This window comes from Microbispora sp. NBC_01389, from assembly GCF_045040095.1.
Lineage (GTDB): Bacteria > Actinomycetota > Actinomycetes > Streptosporangiales > Streptosporangiaceae > Microbispora.
Map to the genome: position 1 here is coordinate 1,872,789 of NZ_CP109552.1, position 20,397 is coordinate 1,893,185.

Below are 20,397 nucleotides of genomic sequence, written 5' to 3' on the forward strand. Positions count from 1 at the left end.
GCAGTGAGACGCGGGCCGTCCCGTGCCCCGCCGCGGGGGCGGGGGCAGGGAGGTGCCCGCGGCCGGTGGGGCCCGGCGGTTACCCCAGGGGTAATCGCCGGGCCGACCGGACGGGGATAGCGTCGGGGACGTGACCGTCGCCCAGCTGCACCAGCGGCCGTTCGGTGAGCTCCTGCGCCGGTGGCGCGAGCACCGGCGGCTGAGCCAGCTCGATCTGTCCAACCGGGCCGAGATCTCCACGCGGCACATCAGCTTCCTGGAGACCGGCCGGGCCACGCCGAGCCGCGACATGGTCCTTCACCTCTCCGAGCACCTGGATCTCCCGCTGCGCGAGCGCAACCACCTGCTGCTGGCCGCCGGGTACGCCCCGGTCTACGCCGAGTCGCCGCTCGACTCGCCGGGGATGGCGGCGGTGTGCGAGGCGATCCGCCGGCTGCTGTCGGCCCACGACCCCTATCCGGCCGTGGTCGTCGACCGGGCCTGGGACCTCGTCGACGCCAACGAGGGGATCACGCTGCTCGCCGAGGGCGTCGATCCCGACCTGCTGGGCAACGTGCTGCGGGCGAGCCTGCATCCGGAGGGCCTCGCGCCGCGCATCCTGAACCTCGGCGAGTGGCGGGCGCACCTGCTCGGACGGCTGCGGCGGCAGATCACGCACACCGCCGACCCCCGGCTCACCGAGTTGTACGCCGAATTGCGCGGCTACCCCTGCGACCAGCCCGAGCCGGAGGTGGAGCTGCCCGGGCCGGGAGACATCATGGTGCCGCTGCGGGTGCGGCGGGCCGGGCGGGAGCTGTCGTTCTTCAGCATCGTGGCCACCTTCGGCACGCCGCTCGACATCACGGTCTCCGAGCTGGCCATCGAGTCGTTCTACCCGGCGGACGCCGCGACCGCCGCCTTCCTGCGCGACACGTCTTCGTGATCGTCCGGAGATCATCCGGCGTCCGGCGTTCTGTCACACTTCGTGCATTGACACGTGCCTTGGCCGTGCCTGAGATGAAGGAGGCCGGAATGCCCACACGAGTGCTGCTTAACACGTTCCAGGTGGACGCCGCGCCGAAGAAGGTCTTCGCGCATCTCACGACGCCCGAGAGCTATGTCGGCCTGTCGCCGCTCGTGGTCGCCGTACGCGACGTCGACCGGTCGGAGCCGGGGGTCGTGCGGTACACCTCCGTCGAGCGGTTCCGCTTCCTCGGCCTCACGTACGACAACCCCATCGCCGTGACGCTCCGCACCGAGGGCCTGTCCGTACGCGGGCAGGTGCGCAGCCCCGGCGGCGTCGGGCTCGGCTACCGGTTCGACCTGTCCCCGGAGGGGGCGGGAACCCGGGTGGACGACCGGCTCGACGTGAGCGCGGCGTGGTTCCTGCTGGGCTTCGCGGCGGGCCAGGCGCGGAAGGTGCAGCTCGCGCGGGCCCGGATCCTCGCCGAACGGCTGTCGGAAGGACCCGCCCTGAAGCCGTGACGGAACCGGCCCCACGGCGTACGGCACGGTCGGGGTGACGGCTCGCCGGTGACGGCTCGCGGATGACGGCTCGGGGCGGGGTCTCTTGATCAGGTCTGCCCACGCTCTCGCATGAGAAGCTTTGACGCGCTCCCCGGCTGAAGGCTGGGGATTCAGCCCGTGCCGCGTCATGCGGCACCTCTGAGGCTTCCTGCTTCGACGGGCTGTGCCACCCCGTGGGGTGGTCTTACCTGCCCTCCGCCGGAACGGCACGCACCGTCCCGCCCACTTTCGTGGGAGGCGTTTAGCCTCTCCGCCCGTCCGGCGGCGAGGATGTTGATGGCCGCGTTGATGTCCCGGTCGTGCGCTGTGCCGCACGGGCATTCCCACGTCCGGACGTTCAGCGGCATCGACTCTCGCAGGGTCCCGCATGCCGAGCACAGTTTCGAGGAGGGGAACCAGCGGTCCACCTTGACGAAGTGGCGGCCATAGCGCTTGGCCTTGTACTCCAGCATGGTCACGAACTGGGACCAGCCCGCATCGTGAACCGACCGGGCAAGGCGGGTGCGGCCGAGGCCGGAGACGGCAAGGTTCTCCACGTACACCGCTTGGTTGTCGCGGATGATCTGTGTGGAGAGCTTGTGTGTCCAGTCGCGGCGCGTGCCGGCCACCTTGGCGTGCGCCTTGGCAACCATCACCCTGGCCTTTTGCCGGTTCACTGAGCCCTTCTCCTTCCGGCTGAGGGCCTTTTGTGCCTTCCGCAGGCGTCGTTCGGCCTTGCGCAGGAAGCGCGGATTGTCCACCTTCCGGCCGTCCGAGGTGACCGCGAAATGGGTGAGCCCGAGGTCGATACCGACCTCGCTGCTCGCCTCCGGCCGCGGCTCGTCGCCGGTCTCGACGACGAACGATGCGAAGTATCTGCCGGATGCGTCTTTGATCACCGTCACCGATGACGGGTCGGACGGCAGGTCGCGCGACCAGCGCACCGGCACATCCCCGATTTTCGGCAGGTGCAGCTTCCCGCCCGCGGTGATGGAGAACCGGGCGTTGCGGGTGAAGCGGATCGCCTGCCGGTTGTCCTTCTTCGACCGGAACCGGGGCGGGGCGACCTTCGGTCCTTTCCGTTTACCTGTCAGGGAGGCGAAGAAGTTCCGGTAGGCGGTGTTGAGATCGGCGAGCGCCTGCTGTAACAGCACGGCGGACACCTCACCCAGCCAGGCGCGTTCTGAGGTCTTTTTCGCCTCGGTGATGACCTGTTTGGACAGGTCGGCGTCAGAGATGTGCGGCAAGCCGTGCTCACGGGCTTCCCGTCTCATGCGCAGCGCGTCGTTGAACACCACTCGCGCGCACCCGAACGCCCGGGCCAGCGCGTCACGTTGACCAGGTGTCGGGTAGAGGCGGTAGTTGTAACGAAGCTGCACGGTACACAGTGTACCATGCGATCTGTGAGTATTCGTATAGGTGTACGAGAAGCGCGCGAAAAGATCGGCGACCGCGTCAACGCCGCCCACTACCTTGGCGAGCACACCATCATCGAACGTAACGGCACACCATTCGCCGTCCTGGTCCCGTACGAGTGGTGGACCGAGCAGCAAACCCAAACAAGTCACGGCACGCTCGCGCCCTAGCGGGCACTCCCGTGCGGGCCTTCACCCCGGCCTGAAGGGCCGGAGCACTGACCCGCATCCCGGTAGCCCCCCATCCATGGCCGGAGGTATCACATGCTCGTGCTGGCGCACGTCAGCGACATCCACATCGACGGAAGCGAGCGGAACACCTCGCGCGCCGCACGCGCGCTCACCTACGCGAGGTCGCTGCGGCCCGACGCGATCGTGCTCACCGGCGACCTGGCGGACCACGGCGCGATGGAGGAGTACGAGATCATCCGTGAGCTCGTCTCGGGTGACGACGTGCCGCTCGTGCTGTGCCCGGGCAACCACGACACCCGCGCCCATCTCCGCAAGGTCCTGCTGGAGCAGGACGGCGACCACCCGGTGAACCAGGCCCTCAACCTCGACCACGCGACGATCGCGCTGTGCGACTCCAGCGTCCCCGGGCGGCCCGAGGGTGAGCTGAGCGACGACACGCTGGCCTGGCTCGACTCGGTGCTCGCCGCGACCCCCGGGGTTCCGGCCTTCGTCGGCATGCACCATCCGGCGGTCGCGCTCGGCATCCCGTACGTGGACGAGATCCGGCTCGGGCGGCCGGAGGGGCTGGCGGAGGTCCTCGGCCGTCACCCGCACGCCATCGCGGTGCTGGCCGGGCACGCCCACACCGCGGCGGCCACGACGTTCGCCGGGCTGCCGCTGCTGGTCGCGCCGGGCGTGGTCAGCACGGCGCTGCTGCCGTCCGAGACCTCGGCGCACCCGCCGATCGACCGCGACCTGCCTCCCGCCGTCGCCCTGCACGTGCTCGACGACGGCCGGGTCACCACCCACTTCCGGCCCGTTCCCTGAGCGCTGTCCCTGAGCGCTGTCCCTGAGCGCTGTCCCTGAGCTCTGGCCCCGAGCTCTGAGCCGTACGGCCCGCGCCGGGATCTTCCGCGCGGGCCGTACGGACGTGCTGGCGGACTCGGGCGCCGACGGCGCTCAGGCGTCGGGGATCCACGAGCCGTGGAACCCCGCGGGCACCCGCCGCGGCAGCCGTACCGACGCCACCTGGGACAGGTCCGACGCGTCGAGCACGAGCAGTTCGGCGCCGTCGTCGGCGCCGGCGATCGACAGCAGCCAGCCCGCGTCCTCGCCGCCCCCGCCGCCCCCGCCGCTGTCCCCGCCGGCGGTGCTGCCGGCGGTGCTGTCGGCGGGCACGAACACGGCCTCACCGGGCGCACGGTCGCCCGTCTCGTGGGCCAGGCTCGTGCCGGCGCCCGTGTCGTACTTCACGATCGCGTCCTTGGTGACCGCGTAGAGGTAGCGGCTGCGCAGCCCGGTCAGCGTCTCGTTGACGGTGGGGAACTCGACCTCCCGGTCGTCGAGGGCCTCGTCCTTCGCCACGCCGGTCGCGGGGTCGAGCAGCCAGCGGTGCAGCGCCGCGCCGCCGGTGTGCGCGGCGGGATTGGCCCTGCCGCCGATGGTCGGCCAGAAGGCCTGGAACGCCCCCGGCGCGTAACGCACGGCGTCGACGACGATCCGCCCGTGCTCGTCCTCGCTCGCGTTCCCCACGTGGAAGACGTAGCAGGGGTCGATCTCGAACCACTGGACCTTCCCGGTGCTCCGGCTCATCACGCCGAGCCGGGCGCCGTACAGGTCGTCCCACCGGTACGGCATGCCCCGGCCCACCAGGTCCAGGTCGAAGACGACCGGCAGGTCGAGCCACACGACGTGGTTCGCGGTGATCGCGAAGTCGTGCGCCATCGTGGGCCCGGGCACCTCGACCTCACGGGTCTCCACCAGCTCACCGGCGGCGGACAGCCGGTGATAGGTGAGATACGGCGGCGCCCAGCCGTACCCGAAGAAGTGCAGCTCCCCGGTGACCGGGTCCTCCTTGGGGTGTGCGGTCATCGCGGTGGCGAGCCGGCCGCCGAAGTCACAGGGGCCGACCGTGTCGAGCTCCGGCGTCATCTCGTACGGCAGGCCGTTCTCGACCAGCGCGAAGATCTTGTCGGCGTGCGAGATGACGTGGGTGTTGGCGGGGACGGCGGCCAGGTCGACGCTCTCTTCGCCGAAGTAGGACGCGCCGTCGAGGCGGGTGGTGCGCACCCACCGGTTGCGGTACCACTCGGCGCGCCCGTCGCGCAGCCGGATGCCGTGGATCATCCCGTGGCCGACGAACCAGTGACCGGGGTCGTCGCCGGGGCGGGGGTTGGGCCCGTTGCGGAAGTAGCGGCCGGTCAGCTCGGGCGGCAGCGTGCCCTCCACGGGCAGGTCGAGCGCGTCGATCTCGTCGGGCACGGGGGCGAGGCGGCCGGACAGGTAGGAGGCGGTCATGGCGCGTGACTCCTTTCAGGGCGGCTTTCGGTCGGCGGCCTTCAGGCGGCCTTCAGGCGGGCTTGTAGCGGGCGCGGACGATCCGGGGATAGCGGACCGTGAAGAGGAGACCGGCCGCGGCTCCGTACCTCGCCTCGCCGTTGGTGCTGAGCACCGAGAAGACGATCCAGGGGAGGAAGGTGAGGACGTAACGGAGCACGGCGGATTCCTCCGGGATGACGTTCCATGTGTGACATGTCGAAAGTAGAAGCTCCAGAGGTGACATGTCAACACAGGAATGTAGTATCTGCCGCATGAGTCTTCGTCACGCACTTCTCGGGCTCCTGTCGGCCGGCCCGGCCAGCGGATACGACCTGCTGAAGACGTTCGAGATATCGCTGGCCAACGTCTGGCCGGCCACCCAGAGTCAGCTCTACTCGGAGCTGGGCCGCCTGTCCCGCGAGGACCTGATCGAGGTCGCCGCCGAGGGCCCGCGCGGGCGCAAGGAATATCGGATCACCGGCGACGGCCTCGCCGAGCTGCGCCGCTGGCTGGTGGAGGAGCCGCCCACCCAGAACCGGCGCAGCGACATGCTGCTGCGGGTTTTCTTCCTCGACACGGTCACGCCGGACGAGGCCCACCGTTATCTGGAGGGACTGGCCGTCCAGGCCCGCGAGGAGCACGCCGCGCTTCGCGGCGTGCGCGAACAGGTCATCGGCCAGGGCGAGGACGCGCTGCGGCTGTACGGAGACCTCGCCCTGGAGTGGGGCCTGCGCCTGACCGCCGCCCAGCGCGACTGGGCCGAATGGGCGGCCGCGCGGATCGCGGCCCTGCCCCACCAGAACTCACCCGAGGGCACCGAACTCAACGGAACCACCGCGCCCACCGGAACCACAGGGCTCACCGGAACCACCGCGCCCGGCCCGCGGCCCGCATGAACCTTCTGTAACCGCGAACAGACCCGGCGCCGTGTCCGCGGCCGGCCCGGCTCATTCCGGCTGCACGCACGAATGATGGACGCGATGACGTCGTCGAGTCCGTGCTCGTCCGTATCGGGCAGCGGCACGCCGCTCACCGCCAGGCCGACGTATCCGTGCAGCGGCGCGAACACCGTCAGGGCGATACGGTCCAGCGGCCCTTCGCGGACCTCGCCTCGGCGCTGCCCGGTGCTGACCAGTTCCAGGCTCTGCTCGATCCACCGGCCGGCGGCCGCTCCAAGCGCCTGTGACGTCTCCGGGCTGTGCTTGGTCGAGAAAGGTGTCGTTCCCCACCGGCTGAGACACTCGGCACCCTGCGACCACCTGTCCCGGGAGAGGCACTAGGTGACTGGTGTTAAGCGGGTCACCCTGAACGTGCTGTCGCATGGGATGGCCCGCTCAGCCCCGTTGTGCGTCACCGGTTGGCCTGTGCCTGACCCGTTCGAAGCGAGCGGTGCCGTCCAGGTGAAGCCGGTCTGGAACGCCCGAGCCGGCCACCACGTGGGTGGCTAACCTCTTCCCGCTGGTCAGACGGTAGCCACCATCCAACTTCCGTGAACGGTGGAGGCCACACCAAGGACGCCCAGACGTGCGAGGTTGACCGCGGCGGCCAGCAAAGAGAAGTCGGCATCGATCTTGGCTCGGCCGCGCACGCGGGCGCGGCGTCCGCCATGGCGCCGGCGAAGCATGTGGGCGAGCTTGCGTTCGACTTTCGGGCGAGTGGCTCGATAGCCGGCCAGCCAGTCCGGATCGGCGCTGCGGGCCCGGCCCGCGGCCAAATGCTGTTCATACGGGCTGATCTTGATGTCGCGGCCATCCTTGGCGGTGGTGCACCGCACCGCCAACGGGCAGGCCGCGCAGGCAGCGCCGAAACGGGCTACCCCGCCACCGTCACCCTGCGGCCGGATCTCCACGGTCACCTGATTCGGGCAGGTGACCCGCCCGCCGGCCAGGTCGATAGAGAACACGTCCTTGGTGAAGCGCCCGCCCGGCGCGCCTGCGGGCTGCACCTTGACCATGCTGATGACGTCACCCTCGGCCAGCTTGGCCAGCAGCGGCCCGGTGCCGTAGGCGGCGTCACCATAGACCTCGGCCCGCCCGATCTCGCTGGACGCGGTCTCGCTGGACGCGGTCTCGCTGGACGCGGTCTCGCTGGACGCGGTCTCGCTGGACGCGGTCTCGGCCTGCTCGGGCAGGATGCCGGCCAATAGTTCGGCTGCAGGGTCGGCGTCGCCGACGTTGCCGGCGGTCACCACGGTGGCGGTGATGATCTCGCTGTCGGGATCTTCAGCGATGTGGCCCTTGTAGCCGTCAAAGGACCGGCTGACGGTCTTGTGCCCGTGCCGGGCCTCGGGATCGACGGTGGAGATGACGCGGTCCTTGGCCACCTTGCGGGCGATCCGCAACACCCCGCCCTCACCGTCGCGCTCCAGGTCTTGGCCGAGCACCGTCGCCAGCAGACGCGCCGCCTGGGCCACGTCCTGCTCCAGCGTGCGACCGTCAAGCACGGCCAGCAGCGCATACCCGTCCCGGGCACGCGAGTCGACCAGCGCCTCCCGCTCAGCGGCGTCCGTCCAGTCGATGACCGGCTTGGCGGTGTCGGTGTAGGCGTCCCCGCTGGAGATCACCGCCCGCAGCTCCCCGCGCAGCCGGTGGTCGGATGCGCGCAGCAGCCCACGGACCGCCGAACGGATCAACGTGATCGTGTCCTGGGTGGCCACCGCGTCGTAGATCGGCGTACTGTCCAGCACCCGCCGCCGTCCCACCAGCCCGGCCTGGGCGGCGACCTGCACCGTCCGCTCGAAAATCCGGTTCGGCCGGTCGGAGGCGGCCAGCCGGGCCCGCATGTCCACCAGCACGGTGTGCACGAAACCGGGGTGGTCGAAGTCCAGCCCGCCGGCGGCGTACTTCCACCGCACATCGAAGGCGAACCGGTCCACCGCCTCGCGGTCCGACAGCCCTTCCAGCCGCTGCAGCACCATGACCACCGCCACGATCATCGGCGGCACCGACCTGCGGCCGTCCTCGGCGAACAGGTCAGCGAACATCTCATCCGGGAACAGCGTGCGGCACTCGCGGTGCAGCACCGCGTAGATCGAGTTCGGGGCCAGCCGTCCCTCGCAGAAACTCACCGTGGAGGAGAGCAACCCCGGCTGCATCGGAGTCCGGCCCACTGCCATTCCTCAACCTCTCCCCGCTCCCGGCGACCAACAACGATCACCCTGGCACACGAGAAGAGGCCACCGCGAGGCCGCCAGAAAAACACCAGTCACCTAGTGGGTGGCCATGTCGACGAAGCGGCTGTAGTGACCCTGGAAGGCGACGGTGACCGTGGCGGTGGGGCCGTTTCGGTGCTTGGCCACGATCAGGTCCGCCTCGCCCGCGCGCGGCGACTCCCGCTCGTACGCGTCCTCCCGATGCAGCAGGATCACCATGTCGGCGTCCTGCTCGATGGAGTTGTGGACGGAAATGCCGTTGGCGACGAAGTTGTGGGTTCCGAGAACGGTGGCGTCGTAAACCGGCTGCTCCCCGAGACTCTCGACCGAGGAGATCTCGTCCCAGAAAACGTCATTGGTGGCAAGGATCTCGAGATCCACGTCATCCAGGATGCCTGCGACACGTGCCAGGCGCTCCCTGCTCGGCGCGCTCTTGAAGAGAGCGGTACCGCAATACCGGCTCCCCAATGCAGCCGTGAAATCCCGCTGTGTCAGCGACCGCTCAACAAGCACGTTGCGAACGCGGTCCCACACCTCCTTGGGCACCGTGTCGAGGTTTGTGTTCCCCGACTTTCCTTTGAGGTTCTCTCGGCACAGAGCCGCCATCTCGCCTCGGGCACCGTGTACACCGATCTCGTCGATGAAACGCAACTGATTCTCCGCCCCGTAAATGAACAGCTGATATCCGGGCCGGTAATCACCCTTGCGGACCTCTTTGACGCGAGTCATCACGTTGAACCGCAACAGTAGTCGCGCGACGCCATCGACGAGCTGCCGGCTGGTGGAGGCGTAGTAGATACGCGCCTGCCCTGCTTTCTCATCCCACCACACACATCCGTCAGTGGCCCAGAGGTGACGCAGAAAAAGTGCGATCTGCCTTTTGGGCAAGGAGAAGAGACCTTGGGGAATGAACTTCTCGTGACTTCTGCAGCCGAACAAGCCATGCTCATCGAGCCATTCCGCAATGGGGTTTCGCCGTCCACGGGCGATGCGGTGCGGTGCGGGCAGGCGCAAGGTGGTACAGCGTGCGGCGGCGTACTCGTCCGCGACGGCCGTGATCCCGAAGCGTGCAGCCGCGGACGCGGCCACCGCAGCGAGGTTGGCCTTGTCGGTGCTCGCGTATCGGATCGGCTGCCGACGTACGAAAGACCCATCCCCAATGAGGTGAGCGAGCAGTATGACTTCGTCCTCGTCCCATTCTGTGATCGCGAGCGGAGGCGGCACATGGCGAGGGACTGCTACGCGAGAGCCTGGAGCGAGATCTCCTACGTGCTTCCATCCATCGTATGTCAGGAATGGGTGGTTCGCCGTAGCCTCGACTTCACGCCCCGACCTGAGCTTGACGCGGAAGACTTCTTTCGTTCCGCTTGGGAAGACATGGGTCATCGTCCGGGGCACGAGCTTCAGCCGATCGTCGAGGGACCAGACAGGGATGTCGCGTGTCCCTGCCTCCAGAAGTTCTCCCAAAGAGACCTCGCTGCCGGTGTCCGCTCGGAGAATCCGCGTAGATGCGGTCAGACAGCCACTTTCGCGCAGGTCTGACACTTGGGGGCGTTTGTCCGTTCGCTGCTCGGGGCCACGGTTGAGCTGGGAGATGGCGATGACCGGCACCTCCAGCTCCTTGGCCAGCAGCTTGAGCGCCCGGGACAGCTCGGAGACCTCCTGCTGGCGGCTCTCGGTCTTCTTCGGCGAGCTCATGAGCTGCAGATAGTCGACGATCACAAACCGCAGGTCGTGCCGCTGCTTCAGGCGGCGGCACTTGGCCCTGATCTCCATCATCGACATGTTCGGGGAGTCGTCGATGAACAGCGGCGCCTCGGCGACCTCCCCCATCCGGCGGGCCATCCGGGTCCAGTCGTCGTCGCTCATCGAGCCCGAGCGCATCGTCTGCAGCGGGACCCGCGCCTCCGCCGACAACAGGCGCATCGTGATCTCGTTGCGCGACATCTCCAGCGAGAAGATGACCGTGGTCATTTGATGCTTAATCGCCGCAGACCGGGCGAAATCCAGACCTAGGGTGCTTTTTCCGATCGCGGGGCGGGCTGCCACGACGATCATCTGGCCGGGGTGGAGGCCGTGGGTGAGGGCGTCGAGGTCCTGGAAGCCGGTCGGGACGCCGACCATCTGGCCGCCGCGGCTGCCGATGGCCTCGATCTCGTCCAGGGCGGCGGGCATGATGTCCGACAGCGGGAGGTAGTCCTCGGACGTGCGGCGCTCGGTGACCTTGTAGATCTCGGCCTGGGCGCGGTCGACCAGGTCGTCGACCTCCTCGCCCTGACCGCCGAAGCCGTAGGAGACGATGCGGGTGCCCGCCTCGATGAGGCGCCGCAGGACGGCCTGCTCCCGGACGATCTTCGCGTAGTAGCCGGCGTTCGCGGCGGTGGGCACGATCGCGGTCAGGGTGTGCAGGTAGGCGCCGCCGCCGACGCGGGCGACCTCGCCGCGCTTCTGCAGCTCGTCGAAGACCGTCACCGAGTCGGCGGGCTCTCCCCGGCCGTACAGGTCGGTGATGACGTCGAAGACGATCTGGTGGGCCGGACGGTAGAAGTCGTCGGCGCGCAGCACCTCGATGACGTCGGCGATGGCGTCCTTGGACAGCAGCATGCCGCCGAGCACCGACTGCTCGGCCTCGATGTTGTGCGGCGGCGTCCGCTCGAACGACGATTCGGAGCCTCCCGGGCCTCCCGGGAAGTCGAGCACGCTCACCTCACACCCCCTGCCCAGCGGTCACAGCATCCCCAATCCGGTGCGACAGTCTCCCCAACCTCGGGGCCGGGCGGCAACCCGGCCGGTGGACAAGCCTGTGGACAACGTGTGCAGGCACGCCCGTGACATGTGGGAAGCCTGGGGACGAGCCTGTGGACACAGCTGCGGCCTCAACGCGGAAGTCCCTCATCACCTGCGGTTTCGCTGTCCACCGCCTGTGGAGGAAAGAAAGTCGCAGACGGATTCGCGATGCCGGTCGAGCATGACCTCGTAAGCCGCAAAATAGGCTTATGTCCCTTACTCCCAGAACAGGACACGGACGCGCCCACGACAGGGAGATCCTGAGGCTCGCAATCCCGGCATTCGGGGCACTCGTGGCCGAGCCGCTCTTCCTGCTCACCGACTCCGTCATCGTCGGCCACCTCCCCGATCCTGCGCTCGGCGCGCTCGGTGTGGCCAGCGCGGCACTGTCGGCTCTCGTCGGGCTGTGCGTGTTCCTCGCGTACGCCACCACGGCCGCGGTCGCGCGGAGGCTCGGGGCGGGGGACGTCAGGCAGGCGATGCGCCAGGGGATGGACGGCCTGTGGCTGGCCGCGATCATCGGCCTGGCCGTCGGTGTGGCGTGCTGGCCTCTTGCTCCGTTTATCGTACACCTGTTCGGAGCGGTGGGCCAGCTCGCCACGGGGGCGGTCACCTACCTGCGCATCAGCCTCATCGGCGTCCCCGCGATGCTGCTGGTCCTCGCCGGCACCGGCGTGCTGCGCGGGATGCAGGACACGCGCACGCCGCTCGTGGTCTCCGTGGCGTCCTTCGCCCTGAACGGCCTGCTCAACGCCTGGTTCGTGCTCGGGCTCGGCTGGGGGCTCGCCGGGTCGGCCTGGGGCACGGTCCTCACGCAGGCCCTCGCGGCGGCGGCCTACCTCGTGATGGTCGTGCGCGCCGCCCGCGCGCAGCGCGCCTCGCTGCTGCCCGACCTCGCGGGGCTGCGCGCCGCCGGAACGGCCGGGCTCGCCCTGGTCGTCCGTACGGCGTGCCTGCAGGCGGTGCTGCTCGTCGCCGCGGCGATCGCGACCCGCATGGGCGACGAGCGGATCGCCGCGCACACGATCGCCACCCGGATCTGGACGTTCCTCGCCTTCGCCCTCGACGCCATCGCGATCGCCGGTCAGGCCATCACCGGCCGCGCGCTGGGCGCGGGAGACGCCTCGGGCACCCGCGCGGCGACCCGGCGCATGCTGATCTGGGGCGTCGTCTGCGGCGTGGTGTTCGGCGCCCTCGTGCTCGCCGCCCGGCCGCTGGTCCCGGCCCTGTTCGACGCGCGCGGCGTGGCCGCGGCCGAACTGCTGGCCGTGCTGTGGCCGGTGGCCCTCCTCCAGCCCGTCGCGGGTCTCGTGTTCGTGCTGGACGGCGTCCTCATCGGCGCCGGCGACCAGCGCTACCTCGCCCGCGCCGGGCTGTGGACGACGCTGGCCTTCCTGCCGTTCGCCATGGTCGCGGACACCCTGGTCGCCCTGTGGCTCGCGCTCGGGGCCTGGATGGCCGCCCGGCTGGTCACGCTCGGCGTCCGCGCGTACGGCACCGCCTGGATGGTCACCGGCACCTCGCGGACGGCCGGCTGACTCACATGCGGCGGGCCTCCAGCACCCGCTGGAGGAACGCGCGGGTGCGGGGGTGCCGGGGCTCGGTGAAGATCTGCCCGGGCGGGCCGCTCTCCAGCAGCACGCCGCCTTCGAGAAAGCAGACCTTGTCGGCGATGTCCCGGGCGAAGCCCATCTCGTGGGTGGCCAGGATCATGGTCATCCCGGTGTCCTTGAGCTCGCGGATGATCCCCAGCACCTCGGTGACCAGCGTCGGGTCGAGCGCGGAGGTCACCTCGTCGAGCAGCAGCAGGCGCGGGCCGGTCGCGACCGCGCGGATCACGGCGACGCGCTGCTGCTGCCCGCCGGAGAGCCGGTCGGGATACTCGTCCGCCCTGTCCGCCAGCCCGAACCTGTCCAGCAGCTCGCGCGCCCGCGCCTCGGCCTCCTCCGCCCGCACGCCGTGGACCCTGCGCGGCGCGAGCGTGATGTTGTCCAGCACGGTCATGTGCGGGAACAGGTTGTAGGCCTGGAACACCATGCCGATGCGGCGGCGGACGTCGTCCGCGTCGGCCCGCGGATCCGTGATCTCCGTTCCGTCCAGGTGGATCGCGCCGTCGTCGATCGTCTCCAGCAGGTTGACGCAGCGCAGCAGCGTCGACTTGCCCGAGCCGGACGCGCCGATCAGGCAGACCACCTCGTGCTGGGCGACCTCCAGATCGACGCCGCGCAGCACGCTCTGACGGTGGTAGTGCTTCCAGACGCCCTCGACCTTCAGCAGGCTCACGCGTCCCCGCCTCCCTCACGACGCCGCGCCCGCGCGGCGAGATGGTCGGTGAACCGGGCCATCGGCACGGTCAGCGCGATGAACAGCAGCGCGGCGACCAGGTAGGGCGTGTAGTTGAAGGACATGGCGGCGTGGATCTGCGCCTGCCGCAGCGCCTCCAGCGGTCCGAGCACGGCCACCAGGGCGGTGTCCTTCTGCAGCGAGGTGAAGTCGTTGAGCAGTGGCGGGACCACCCGGCGGACGGCCTGCGGCAGCACCACGTAGCGCATCGTCTGGCCATGGGTGAGGGCCAGCGACCGGGCCGCCGCCCGCTGGCTGGGATGCACCGACTCGATCCCCGCGCGGAACACCTCCGCGACGTACGCGCCGTAGGACAGTACGAGGGCGATGATGCCGAGCGTGACCGGGTCACCCGGCGCGCCCTGCAGTTGGAGCGCCGGAACGCCGAACCCGACCAGGTAGACGAGCAGGATGGTCGGGATGCCACGGAAGACGTCCGTGTAGAGCACCGCGAGCGCGCGCAGCGGGAAGAACACCGGCGAACGCAGGCCGCGTACGAGCGCGACGACGAGCCCCAGCACCAGGATCAGCGGCTCGGCGATGAGGAAGATCTTGATGTTGAGCAGGAAGCCGCGCAGCACGTCGGGCAGCGCCTCGACGAAGGCTTCGGGGCTCAAGAAGGTCTCCTGGACCCGGGGCCACCCCGGCGAGGTGGTGATCACCACGATCAGCGTGACCACCACGACGAGCGTGGACGCGGTGGCGGCCGAGATCGACCGCCGCCCGCGGGCGCGCAGCTCCGCCTCCCGGCGGAGCTGCCGCTCGCTCTTCACCCACTCCGGCGCCGCCGCGTGCCCGTCGGTCACTTCAGCTCCGGCGCGCCCGCGGCGGCGGTCAGCCAGTCGCCCTCGATCTTCGCCAGCTCACCGGAGCTCCGCAGCTCGCCGAGCGCCTTGTCGACGCAGCTCACCAGGGAGCTGCCCTTCTGGAACAGCAGGCCGAACTCCTCCGGCTCGCCGCCGGTCGCGGCGAACTGGCCGACGATCTTCGAGCCCTTCACCTGCGCGGCCGTGACGTAGAAGGCGGTGGGCAGGTCGACGACGATGGCGTCGATCTGCTTGTTCTTCAGCGCGGTGATCACGTCGACCTGCTGGTTGAACACGCTCGGGTCCTTGGCCGGCTGGATGACCGACCGTACGGCCTGCAGCGCGGTGGTGGCCGCCTGCACACCGATCTTGGCGTCCTTGAGATCGGCGAGGCTGGTGGCGGAGGCGTACCTGCCGCTTTCCAGGGCGACCACGCCCTGCTTGACCGTGTAGTAGCCCTGGCTGAAGTCGACGGCCTTGGCCCGCTCGGGGGTGATGGAGACCTGGTTGACGTCGAAGTCGAACTGCTTGGGGCCGGGGGCGAACGACGAGTCGAACGGCACGACCGTCCAGGCGACCTCGTCCCGGGTGAAGCCCATCTGCCCGGCCACCGCGTAGGCGACGGCGCTCTCGAATCCCTGGCCGCTGGAGGGGTCGTCGTTCTTGAACCACGGCTCGTACGCCGGCTTGTCCGTGCCGATGGTGAGCTTGCCGGGGGTGGTGAGCTTCAGGCTCTCCTTGGCGCACGCGTCGGCGCCCGTGGAGGCACCCGCCGACGTGCCCGCCGTGGAGTTCTCGGTGGAGCTCGCGGTGGTGGAGGCGTCGTTCGCCGGGGCGCAGGCGGCGGCCGCCAGCGTGAGGGCACCGGACGCCAGCAGGAGAGAGGGACGGCGCATCACAGCCTCCATCAGGGGGTCTTTCCACGAAATCCGTCGAAACGGATGGGATGATACTAGCGTTCCGTAAAACCCCTCTTTACCTGGGGATATCGCGGATATCCAGGCTCCCCGGAACGGCTCGGACGACGAAGGGCCCCTCTCCGCGGACGGAGAAGGGCCCTCGACGGACTGCGGCGGGGGTCAGCCCGCGACCACCTCGACATCGATGGTGGCGGCGACCTCCGGGTGCAGCCGGACGCTCACCTTGTGGGTGCCGACGCTCTTGATCGCGTTACCGATCTCGATGCGGCGGCGGTCGAGCTGGGGACCGCCGGCGGCCTTGACGGCGTCGGCGATGTCACCGGTCGTGACCGAGCCGAACAGCCGGCCGGACTCGCCGGCGCGGGTCTTCAGCCTGACCTTGAGCGCGCCGAGCTGGCCGGCGACCTCCTTGGCGGAGCCGAGGTCGCGAATCTCGCGGGAGGCGCGGGCCTTCTTCAGCGAGGCGACCTGCGACTCGGCGCCGCGGGTCCAGCGGATGGCGAAGCCACGCGGAATGAGGTAATTGCGGCCGTAGCCGTCCTTGACCTCGACGACGTCGCCGGGGGCGCCGAGCCCGGAGACCTCATTGGTGAGAATGAGCTTCATGTCCTGGGTCTCCCTTCTCAGCGCGCGGTGCTCGTGTACGGCAGCAGGGCCATCTCACGAGCGTTCTTGATAGCGGTGGCCACGTCGCGCTGGTGCTGGGTGCAGTTGCCCGTCACCCGGCGGGCACGGATCTTGCCGCGGTCGGAGATGAACTTCCGCAGCAGCGCCGTGTCCTTGTAGTCGACGTAGGAGATCTTGTCGTGACAGAAGAGGCAAACCTTTTTCTTCGGCTTGCGCACTGCCGGCTTCGCCATCGTGGTGCTCCTTTCAGAGCCCCGCGTCTCGCGGGAATGGTCGCTCGGTTGTGTTTACGGTGAGGGGGACCGGAAGGCCCGGGACCGGGTCGTACCCGAAGGTCGTTTCCCTAGAAGGGCGGTTCGTCGCTGAAGTCGCCGCCGAAGCCGCCACCACCCTGGGGGGCGCCGCCGAAGCCGCCGCCACCACCCTGCGGAGCGGGAGCCGCGGACGCCCACGGGTCGTTGGCCGGGCCGCCGCCGCCGAAGCCGCCGCCGCCTCCGCCCTGGCGCGAGGTCTTGTTGACCTTCGCCGTCGCGTTGCGCAGCGAAGGGCCGACCTCGTCGACCTCGACCTCGTAGACCGTGCGCTTCTCGCCTTCCTTGGTCTCGTACGATCGCTGGCGCAGCCGTCCCTGCACGATCACCCGCATGCCGCGCTGGAGGCTCTCGGCGACGTTCTCCGCCGCCTGCCGCCAGACGTTGCAGGTGAGGAACAGGCCCTCGCCGTCTTTCCACTCGTTGGTCTGCTTGTCCAGGAACCTCGGAGTGGACGCGATGCGGAACCGGGCCACGGCCTGCCCCGTCGGGGTGAAGCGCAGCTCCGGGTCGTCGACAAGATTGCCGACAATGGTGATCTGTGTGTCGCCTGCTGCCATCGGTCGCTTTCGCCTTCCTATCCCGCCAGCTGAGCCGTCAAGGGCTCAGAGTACGGCTCAGGCCCGACAAACCGCCGGGCTTCGGAGCCGTCGTGCCGCGACCGCCGAGATTTGCCCGAAGCAAAGATCGGCGGGAGGGGCACTAGTGCAGCTCGGGGCGGATGACCTTGGTGCGGAGAATGCCCTCGTTCAGGTTGAGCTGGCGGTCCAGCTCCTTCACGGTGGCGGGCTCTGCGGTCAGGTCGACCACCGCGTAGATGCCCTCGGACTTCTTCTCGATGTCGTAGGACAGGCGGCGACGGCCCCAGACATCGACCTTCTCCACGCTTCCGCCGTCATTGCGGACGACGGCGAGGAACTGGTCGATCGACGGCTGCACGGTGCGCTCGTCGAGGGACGGGTCGAGGATGACCATCATCTCGTAGCGACGCATGTGTTATCCAACCTCCTCTGGACTCTTGCGGTCACGACACCTTGCCGTGACAGGAGGACCCTGCGCGATGCCGGGCGGTCAGCCGCCCGCGCTGAGTCAGACGCAGTCGAACAAGGCTATCAGCCCCTTGGCCGTGAGCCGGACGAAGAGCGAAACTGGAGGTCGGAGAGGGGGGAGGCGCGATGCCACGTGTCATCGGCCGGGGAAAGAGGCGCCCAGTGCGCCTGACGCTGAACACCGACGGGCGGCCGCACCCGCGGGAGAACGCGATGACGATCGCCACGCTCGCGTGTGGTCTGGTGGCGTTCGTCACCGGGTTCGTCGTGCAGGCGCACATGGTCGCGTCATGGGTCGGCGCGGCCGGGTTCTGGGGCGGCCTCTACGCGCAGTTCGTCTCGTCGACCAGCAGGCAACGAGCCCTGATCATCGTGGGGATCGTGGGGTCGTTCGTCGGCGCGGCGCTGGGGATCGCGCACGGCGGGTTCTTCCCCCGTGGGTTCACCCTGCGCAACTGAACCCCGCGCAACTGAACCCAGGGGCTCAGCCGCCGATGTGCAGGTCGACGCCGAGGAGCACGAGGAACCACAGGAAGACGGCGATCAGGGCCTGGGCGACCTGCTTGATGAGGGTGGGGGTGATGTAGTGGTGGATCCAGGCCACGTAGAGGCCGACGAGGATGTAGATGAGAAGGATGAAGCTGCCTAAGCGATATCTCATGCTCGTCTCCCTGACGAAGTAGGATCGGCGCGCGGGTCTAAGGGCGCGTGACACGCGACTTCCCCTGCGTGCTCTCTTGAAACAGCACGCCCTCTTGAAACGCTCTTGGAGAGCGCCTACAGTTCGCCCTCCGCGTCCGGCAGCCGCTCACCAGGCACGCACGTGTTGGAGGACCTTCATGGACAGCCACAGCGCCGGCCCGCGGATCGGGGCCCACGTCGACCAGGACGACCCGCTGGCGCACGCGGCGGCCCGCGACGCCGAGGTGGCGCAGTTCTTCCTCGGCGACCCGCAGGGCTGGAAGAGCCCGGTGCTCCCGGCCACGTCCGACGCCCTGCGCGCGTCGGACGTCGACGTCTACGTCCACGCGCCGTACGTCATCAACGTGGCGACCGCGAACAACCGCATCCGCATCCCGAGCCGCAAGCTCCTGGACGCGCACCTCAAGGCGGCGGCGTCGATCGGCGCCAAGGGGCTGGTCGTCCACGGCGGGCACGTCAACGCGGGCGACGACCCGCAGACCGGGTTCGACAACTGGCGCAAGGTCTTCGAGCGCACCGAGTGCCCGATTCCCGTCCTGATCGAGAACACCGCGGGCGGCGGCAACGCGATGGCCCGCAGGCTGGAGCGGATCGCCCGGCTGTGGGACGCCGCGACGGCGGGGGCGCCGGATCCGTCGATGGTCGGTTTCTGCCTCGACACCTGTCACTTCCACGCGGGCGGCGAGGAGCTCGCCGGGCTGGTGGAGCGGGTGAAGGCGATCACTGGCCGGATCGACCTCGTGCACTGCAACGACTCGCGGGACGCGTTCGACTCGGGCGCCGACCGGCACGCCAACCTCGGCGCCGGCCGGATCGACCCCGAGCTGATCCTCGCGGTCTGCCGCGCGGCCGGGGCGCCGATCGTGGTCGAGACGCCGTTCGAGGGTCAGGCCGAGGACATCGCGTTCCTCCGCAAGCATCTTTAGGGACAGGCCGTCCACAGCCTGTGGATAAACCTGCGGATTGCGAGCCTCAGAAAACGGGTAGGGCTTCGCGAATGTCCTGCTCGTCCTTCGCCGGCTTCGGCCTGCGCGTGGCCCGCCAGAGTTGTACGTACGACGTCACCGCCGCGGCCAGGAAGACCAGGTTCCGGAGGGTCAGCACCACGGTGCCGGGCAGCGTGCCCTCCCAGCTGTAGTCCTGCTCCACCCAGGGATACATGATCCCGGTGAGCAGGGCGGCGACCACGACGAGCCAGGCGGCCGGCCGCTGCGTCGGGCCCGGCTCCGCGCGCCGCACCGACAGGGCGACGGCGGCGACGCCGATCACCCAGACGAAGTACTGCGGCGACAGGACCCGGCTGGTGACGACCAGGAACAGCACGGTGGTGAGCGCCGCGTCGTAGTAGGACCGCGGGCTCGGGGCGGCGCGCAGCCACCACACCGCGATCAGCACGAGCGCCGCGGGCGTGGCCGCCAGGCTCACCCAGACGGCGGTGTCCACGCCGGAGCCCACGGCCTCCATCGAGCCGTGCTGGTAGGTGGTGAAGCCGTCCCACCACCCGACGGCCCGGGCCAGCGCGAACGGCGTCGCGGCGAGCGACTCGATCTGCAGCCCCCGCTCCTGCTGGGCGGTGAGGAAGTCGAGCGCGTGCGGCAGGGTCAGGGCGGCCATGCCGCAGCCCGCCACCGCGACGACGAGGGTGGAGCCCGTGGCGGTCAGCAGTTCGCGCCACCGCCGCAGGCCGGTGAGCAGCGCGACCGGCCACACCTTGACGATGAGCCCGACGCCGATCAGCGACCCGCGCACCGCCGGGTGCGCCGAGGCCGTCAGCGCCAGCACCGCCACCAGCGTGACCATCAGGTCGTACCGGGCGATGAGCACCGGCCCGAGCAGGGCCGCGCCGATGGTCCACGCCCACGGGCCGGTGCGGCCACCGCCGTCCGGGGACCGCGAGAACCGCCACACCAGGAACAGGATCGCGAGGTCGCACAGCAGGGACAGCAGATAGAAGGCGACGTGATACTCGAACGGCAGCAGCCGGGGAAGGAGCATCGGCAGCGCCGCGAACGGCGGATACTGCCACTTGTCGTCCCCGGCGGGGAACTCCCCCCGCGCCAGGACGTCCGACCAGCCCTGGTAGAGGGAGACGTCGTTGCTGAAGGAGTCGCCGTGGCCGGTCGGGATGACCTGGGTCACGACGAGGAACAGCCCCGCCCGGGTCACCGTCCACACGAGCAGCAGAAGCCATGGCGGCCTCCTGCGCATCACCGTCTCCTCCCCGTTCGCCGCACGCTTGCGTGCGACGTTACGCGAAGCCCGCGCGTACGTCTCGCGAGGACCTCCGGCGGAGGCGCTCGAAAGAGTACGC

General features: G+C 69.5%; 23 protein-coding genes. 9 read left to right on the top strand and 14 right to left on the bottom strand.

Features of this window, described 5'->3' with window-relative positions; all coding sequences use genetic code 11:
• Positions 1-130 precede the first annotated feature (130 nt).
• Both OG344_RS08330 and OG344_RS08335 read left to right on the top strand, forming a co-directional pair.
• Positions 131-922: a helix-turn-helix domain-containing protein gene (locus tag OG344_RS08330; protein WP_405087712.1), complete on the top strand. Its 792-nt coding sequence runs from the start codon at positions 131-133 to the stop codon at positions 920-922.
• Positions 923-1,011: 89 nt separating this feature from the next.
• Positions 1,012-1,464 (top strand): SRPBCC family protein, encoded by a 453-nt coding sequence (locus OG344_RS08335; RefSeq protein WP_405087713.1) that lies wholly within the window; start codon positions 1,012-1,014, stop codon positions 1,462-1,464.
• A gap of 167 nt (positions 1,465-1,631) precedes the next feature.
• Here the strand turns inward: OG344_RS08335 and OG344_RS08340 are convergent, their stop codons facing one another.
• Complete coding sequence (locus tag OG344_RS08340) at positions 1,632-2,864, bottom strand: RNA-guided endonuclease InsQ/TnpB family protein (RefSeq protein ID WP_405087714.1); 1,233 nt, start codon at positions 2,862-2,864, stop codon at positions 1,632-1,634.
• Between the two features lie 24 nt (positions 2,865-2,888).
• On the opposite strand from OG344_RS08340, the gene OG344_RS08345 reads away from it, so the two are divergent.
• Together OG344_RS08345 and OG344_RS08350 are read left to right on the top strand one after the other, a co-directional pair.
• On the top strand, positions 2,889-3,071 hold the full coding sequence (locus OG344_RS08345; RefSeq protein WP_405087715.1) for a type II toxin-antitoxin system Phd/YefM family antitoxin: 183 nt from the start codon (positions 2,889-2,891) through the stop codon (positions 3,069-3,071).
• 93 nt (positions 3,072-3,164) lie between these two features.
• Positions 3,165-3,899: a metallophosphoesterase gene (locus OG344_RS08350; protein ID WP_405087716.1), complete on the top strand. Its 735-nt coding sequence runs from the start codon at positions 3,165-3,167 to the stop codon at positions 3,897-3,899.
• Between the two features lie 132 nt (positions 3,900-4,031).
• Here OG344_RS08350 and OG344_RS08355 read toward each other — a convergent pair whose 3' ends face one another.
• Positions 4,032-5,369, bottom strand: a complete 1,338-nt coding sequence (locus OG344_RS08355) for a carotenoid oxygenase family protein (RefSeq protein WP_405087717.1) — start codon at positions 5,367-5,369, stop codon at positions 4,032-4,034.
• Positions 5,370-5,421: 52 nt separating this feature from the next.
• A complete protein-coding gene (locus tag OG344_RS08360; RefSeq protein ID WP_405087718.1) occupies positions 5,422-5,568 on the bottom strand; it encodes a hypothetical protein in 147 nt (48 codons plus the stop codon).
• A gap of 94 nt (positions 5,569-5,662) precedes the next feature.
• Here OG344_RS08360 and OG344_RS08365 point away from each other — a divergent pair, with 94 nt between their 5' ends.
• Complete coding sequence (locus tag OG344_RS08365) at positions 5,663-6,286, top strand: PadR family transcriptional regulator (RefSeq protein ID WP_405087719.1); 624 nt, start codon at positions 5,663-5,665, stop codon at positions 6,284-6,286.
• Between the two features lie 101 nt (positions 6,287-6,387).
• Positions 6,388-6,576: a hypothetical protein gene (locus OG344_RS08370; RefSeq protein WP_405087720.1), complete on the top strand. Its 189-nt coding sequence runs from the start codon at positions 6,388-6,390 to the stop codon at positions 6,574-6,576.
• 276 nt (positions 6,577-6,852) lie between these two features.
• On the opposite strand, the gene OG344_RS08375 is transcribed toward OG344_RS08370, so the two are convergent.
• Both OG344_RS08375 and OG344_RS08380 read right to left on the bottom strand, forming a co-directional pair.
• Entirely contained in the window at positions 6,853-8,499 is a 1,647-nt protein-coding gene (locus OG344_RS08375) for an IS1182 family transposase (RefSeq protein WP_405087721.1), read from the bottom strand.
• Between the two features lie 99 nt (positions 8,500-8,598).
• Entirely contained in the window at positions 8,599-11,145 is a 2,547-nt protein-coding gene (locus OG344_RS08380) for a replicative DNA helicase (RefSeq protein ID WP_405089058.1), read from the bottom strand.
• A gap of 392 nt (positions 11,146-11,537) precedes the next feature.
• On the opposite strand from OG344_RS08380, the gene OG344_RS08385 reads away from it, so the two are divergent.
• On the top strand, positions 11,538-12,866 hold the full coding sequence (locus OG344_RS08385) for an MATE family efflux transporter (RefSeq protein ID WP_405087722.1): 1,329 nt from the start codon (positions 11,538-11,540) through the stop codon (positions 12,864-12,866).
• 1 nt (position 12,867) lies between these two features.
• Here OG344_RS08385 and OG344_RS08390 read toward each other — a convergent pair whose 3' ends face one another.
• The 7 genes from OG344_RS08390 to rpsF form a co-directional block, all read right to left on the bottom strand.
• Positions 12,868-13,611, bottom strand: a complete 744-nt coding sequence (locus OG344_RS08390; protein ID WP_405087723.1) for an amino acid ABC transporter ATP-binding protein — start codon at positions 13,609-13,611, stop codon at positions 12,868-12,870.
• Positions 13,608-14,477, bottom strand: coding sequence for an amino acid ABC transporter permease (locus tag OG344_RS08395; protein WP_327048672.1), 870 nt, complete (start codon positions 14,475-14,477; stop codon positions 13,608-13,610). The genes OG344_RS08390 and OG344_RS08395 overlap by 4 nt, the downstream gene beginning before the upstream one ends.
• On the bottom strand, positions 14,474-15,373 hold the full coding sequence (locus OG344_RS08400) for an ABC transporter substrate-binding protein (RefSeq protein ID WP_327048673.1): 900 nt from the start codon (positions 15,371-15,373) through the stop codon (positions 14,474-14,476). The genes OG344_RS08395 and OG344_RS08400 overlap by 4 nt, the downstream gene beginning before the upstream one ends.
• Before the next feature lie 183 nt (positions 15,374-15,556).
• On the bottom strand, positions 15,557-16,003 hold the full coding sequence (gene rplI, locus OG344_RS08405) for a 50S ribosomal protein L9 (RefSeq protein WP_327048674.1): 447 nt from the start codon (positions 16,001-16,003) through the stop codon (positions 15,557-15,559).
• 17 nt (positions 16,004-16,020) lie between these two features.
• Positions 16,021-16,257 (bottom strand): 30S ribosomal protein S18, encoded by a 237-nt coding sequence (gene rpsR, locus OG344_RS08410; RefSeq protein WP_036324737.1) that lies wholly within the window; start codon positions 16,255-16,257, stop codon positions 16,021-16,023.
• Positions 16,258-16,367: 110 nt separating this feature from the next.
• Entirely contained in the window at positions 16,368-16,895 is a 528-nt protein-coding gene (locus OG344_RS08415) for a single-stranded DNA-binding protein (RefSeq protein ID WP_405087724.1), read from the bottom strand.
• A gap of 142 nt (positions 16,896-17,037) precedes the next feature.
• Complete coding sequence (gene rpsF, locus OG344_RS08420) at positions 17,038-17,328, bottom strand: 30S ribosomal protein S6 (RefSeq protein WP_327048676.1); 291 nt, start codon at positions 17,326-17,328, stop codon at positions 17,038-17,040.
• 218 nt (positions 17,329-17,546) lie between these two features.
• On the opposite strand from rpsF, the gene OG344_RS08425 reads away from it, so the two are divergent.
• On the top strand, positions 17,547-17,843 hold the full coding sequence (locus OG344_RS08425) for a hypothetical protein (RefSeq protein ID WP_327048677.1): 297 nt from the start codon (positions 17,547-17,549) through the stop codon (positions 17,841-17,843).
• A 25-nt stretch (positions 17,844-17,868) separates the two neighbouring features.
• Here OG344_RS08425 and OG344_RS08430 read toward each other — a convergent pair whose 3' ends face one another.
• Entirely contained in the window at positions 17,869-18,045 is a 177-nt protein-coding gene (locus OG344_RS08430) for a hypothetical protein (RefSeq protein WP_165900793.1), read from the bottom strand.
• 178 nt (positions 18,046-18,223) lie between these two features.
• Between OG344_RS08430 and OG344_RS08435 the strand changes: the two genes are divergently transcribed.
• A complete protein-coding gene (locus OG344_RS08435; protein WP_327048678.1) occupies positions 18,224-19,012 on the top strand; it encodes a deoxyribonuclease IV in 789 nt (262 codons plus the stop codon).
• A gap of 46 nt (positions 19,013-19,058) precedes the next feature.
• On the opposite strand, the gene OG344_RS08440 is transcribed toward OG344_RS08435, so the two are convergent.
• The gene (locus OG344_RS08440) at positions 19,059-20,294 is read right to left on the bottom strand and encodes a glycosyltransferase 87 family protein (RefSeq protein ID WP_405087725.1); all 1,236 of its coding nucleotides are present in this window, start codon (positions 20,292-20,294) and stop codon (positions 19,059-19,061) included.
• Positions 20,295-20,397 lie beyond the last annotated feature (103 nt).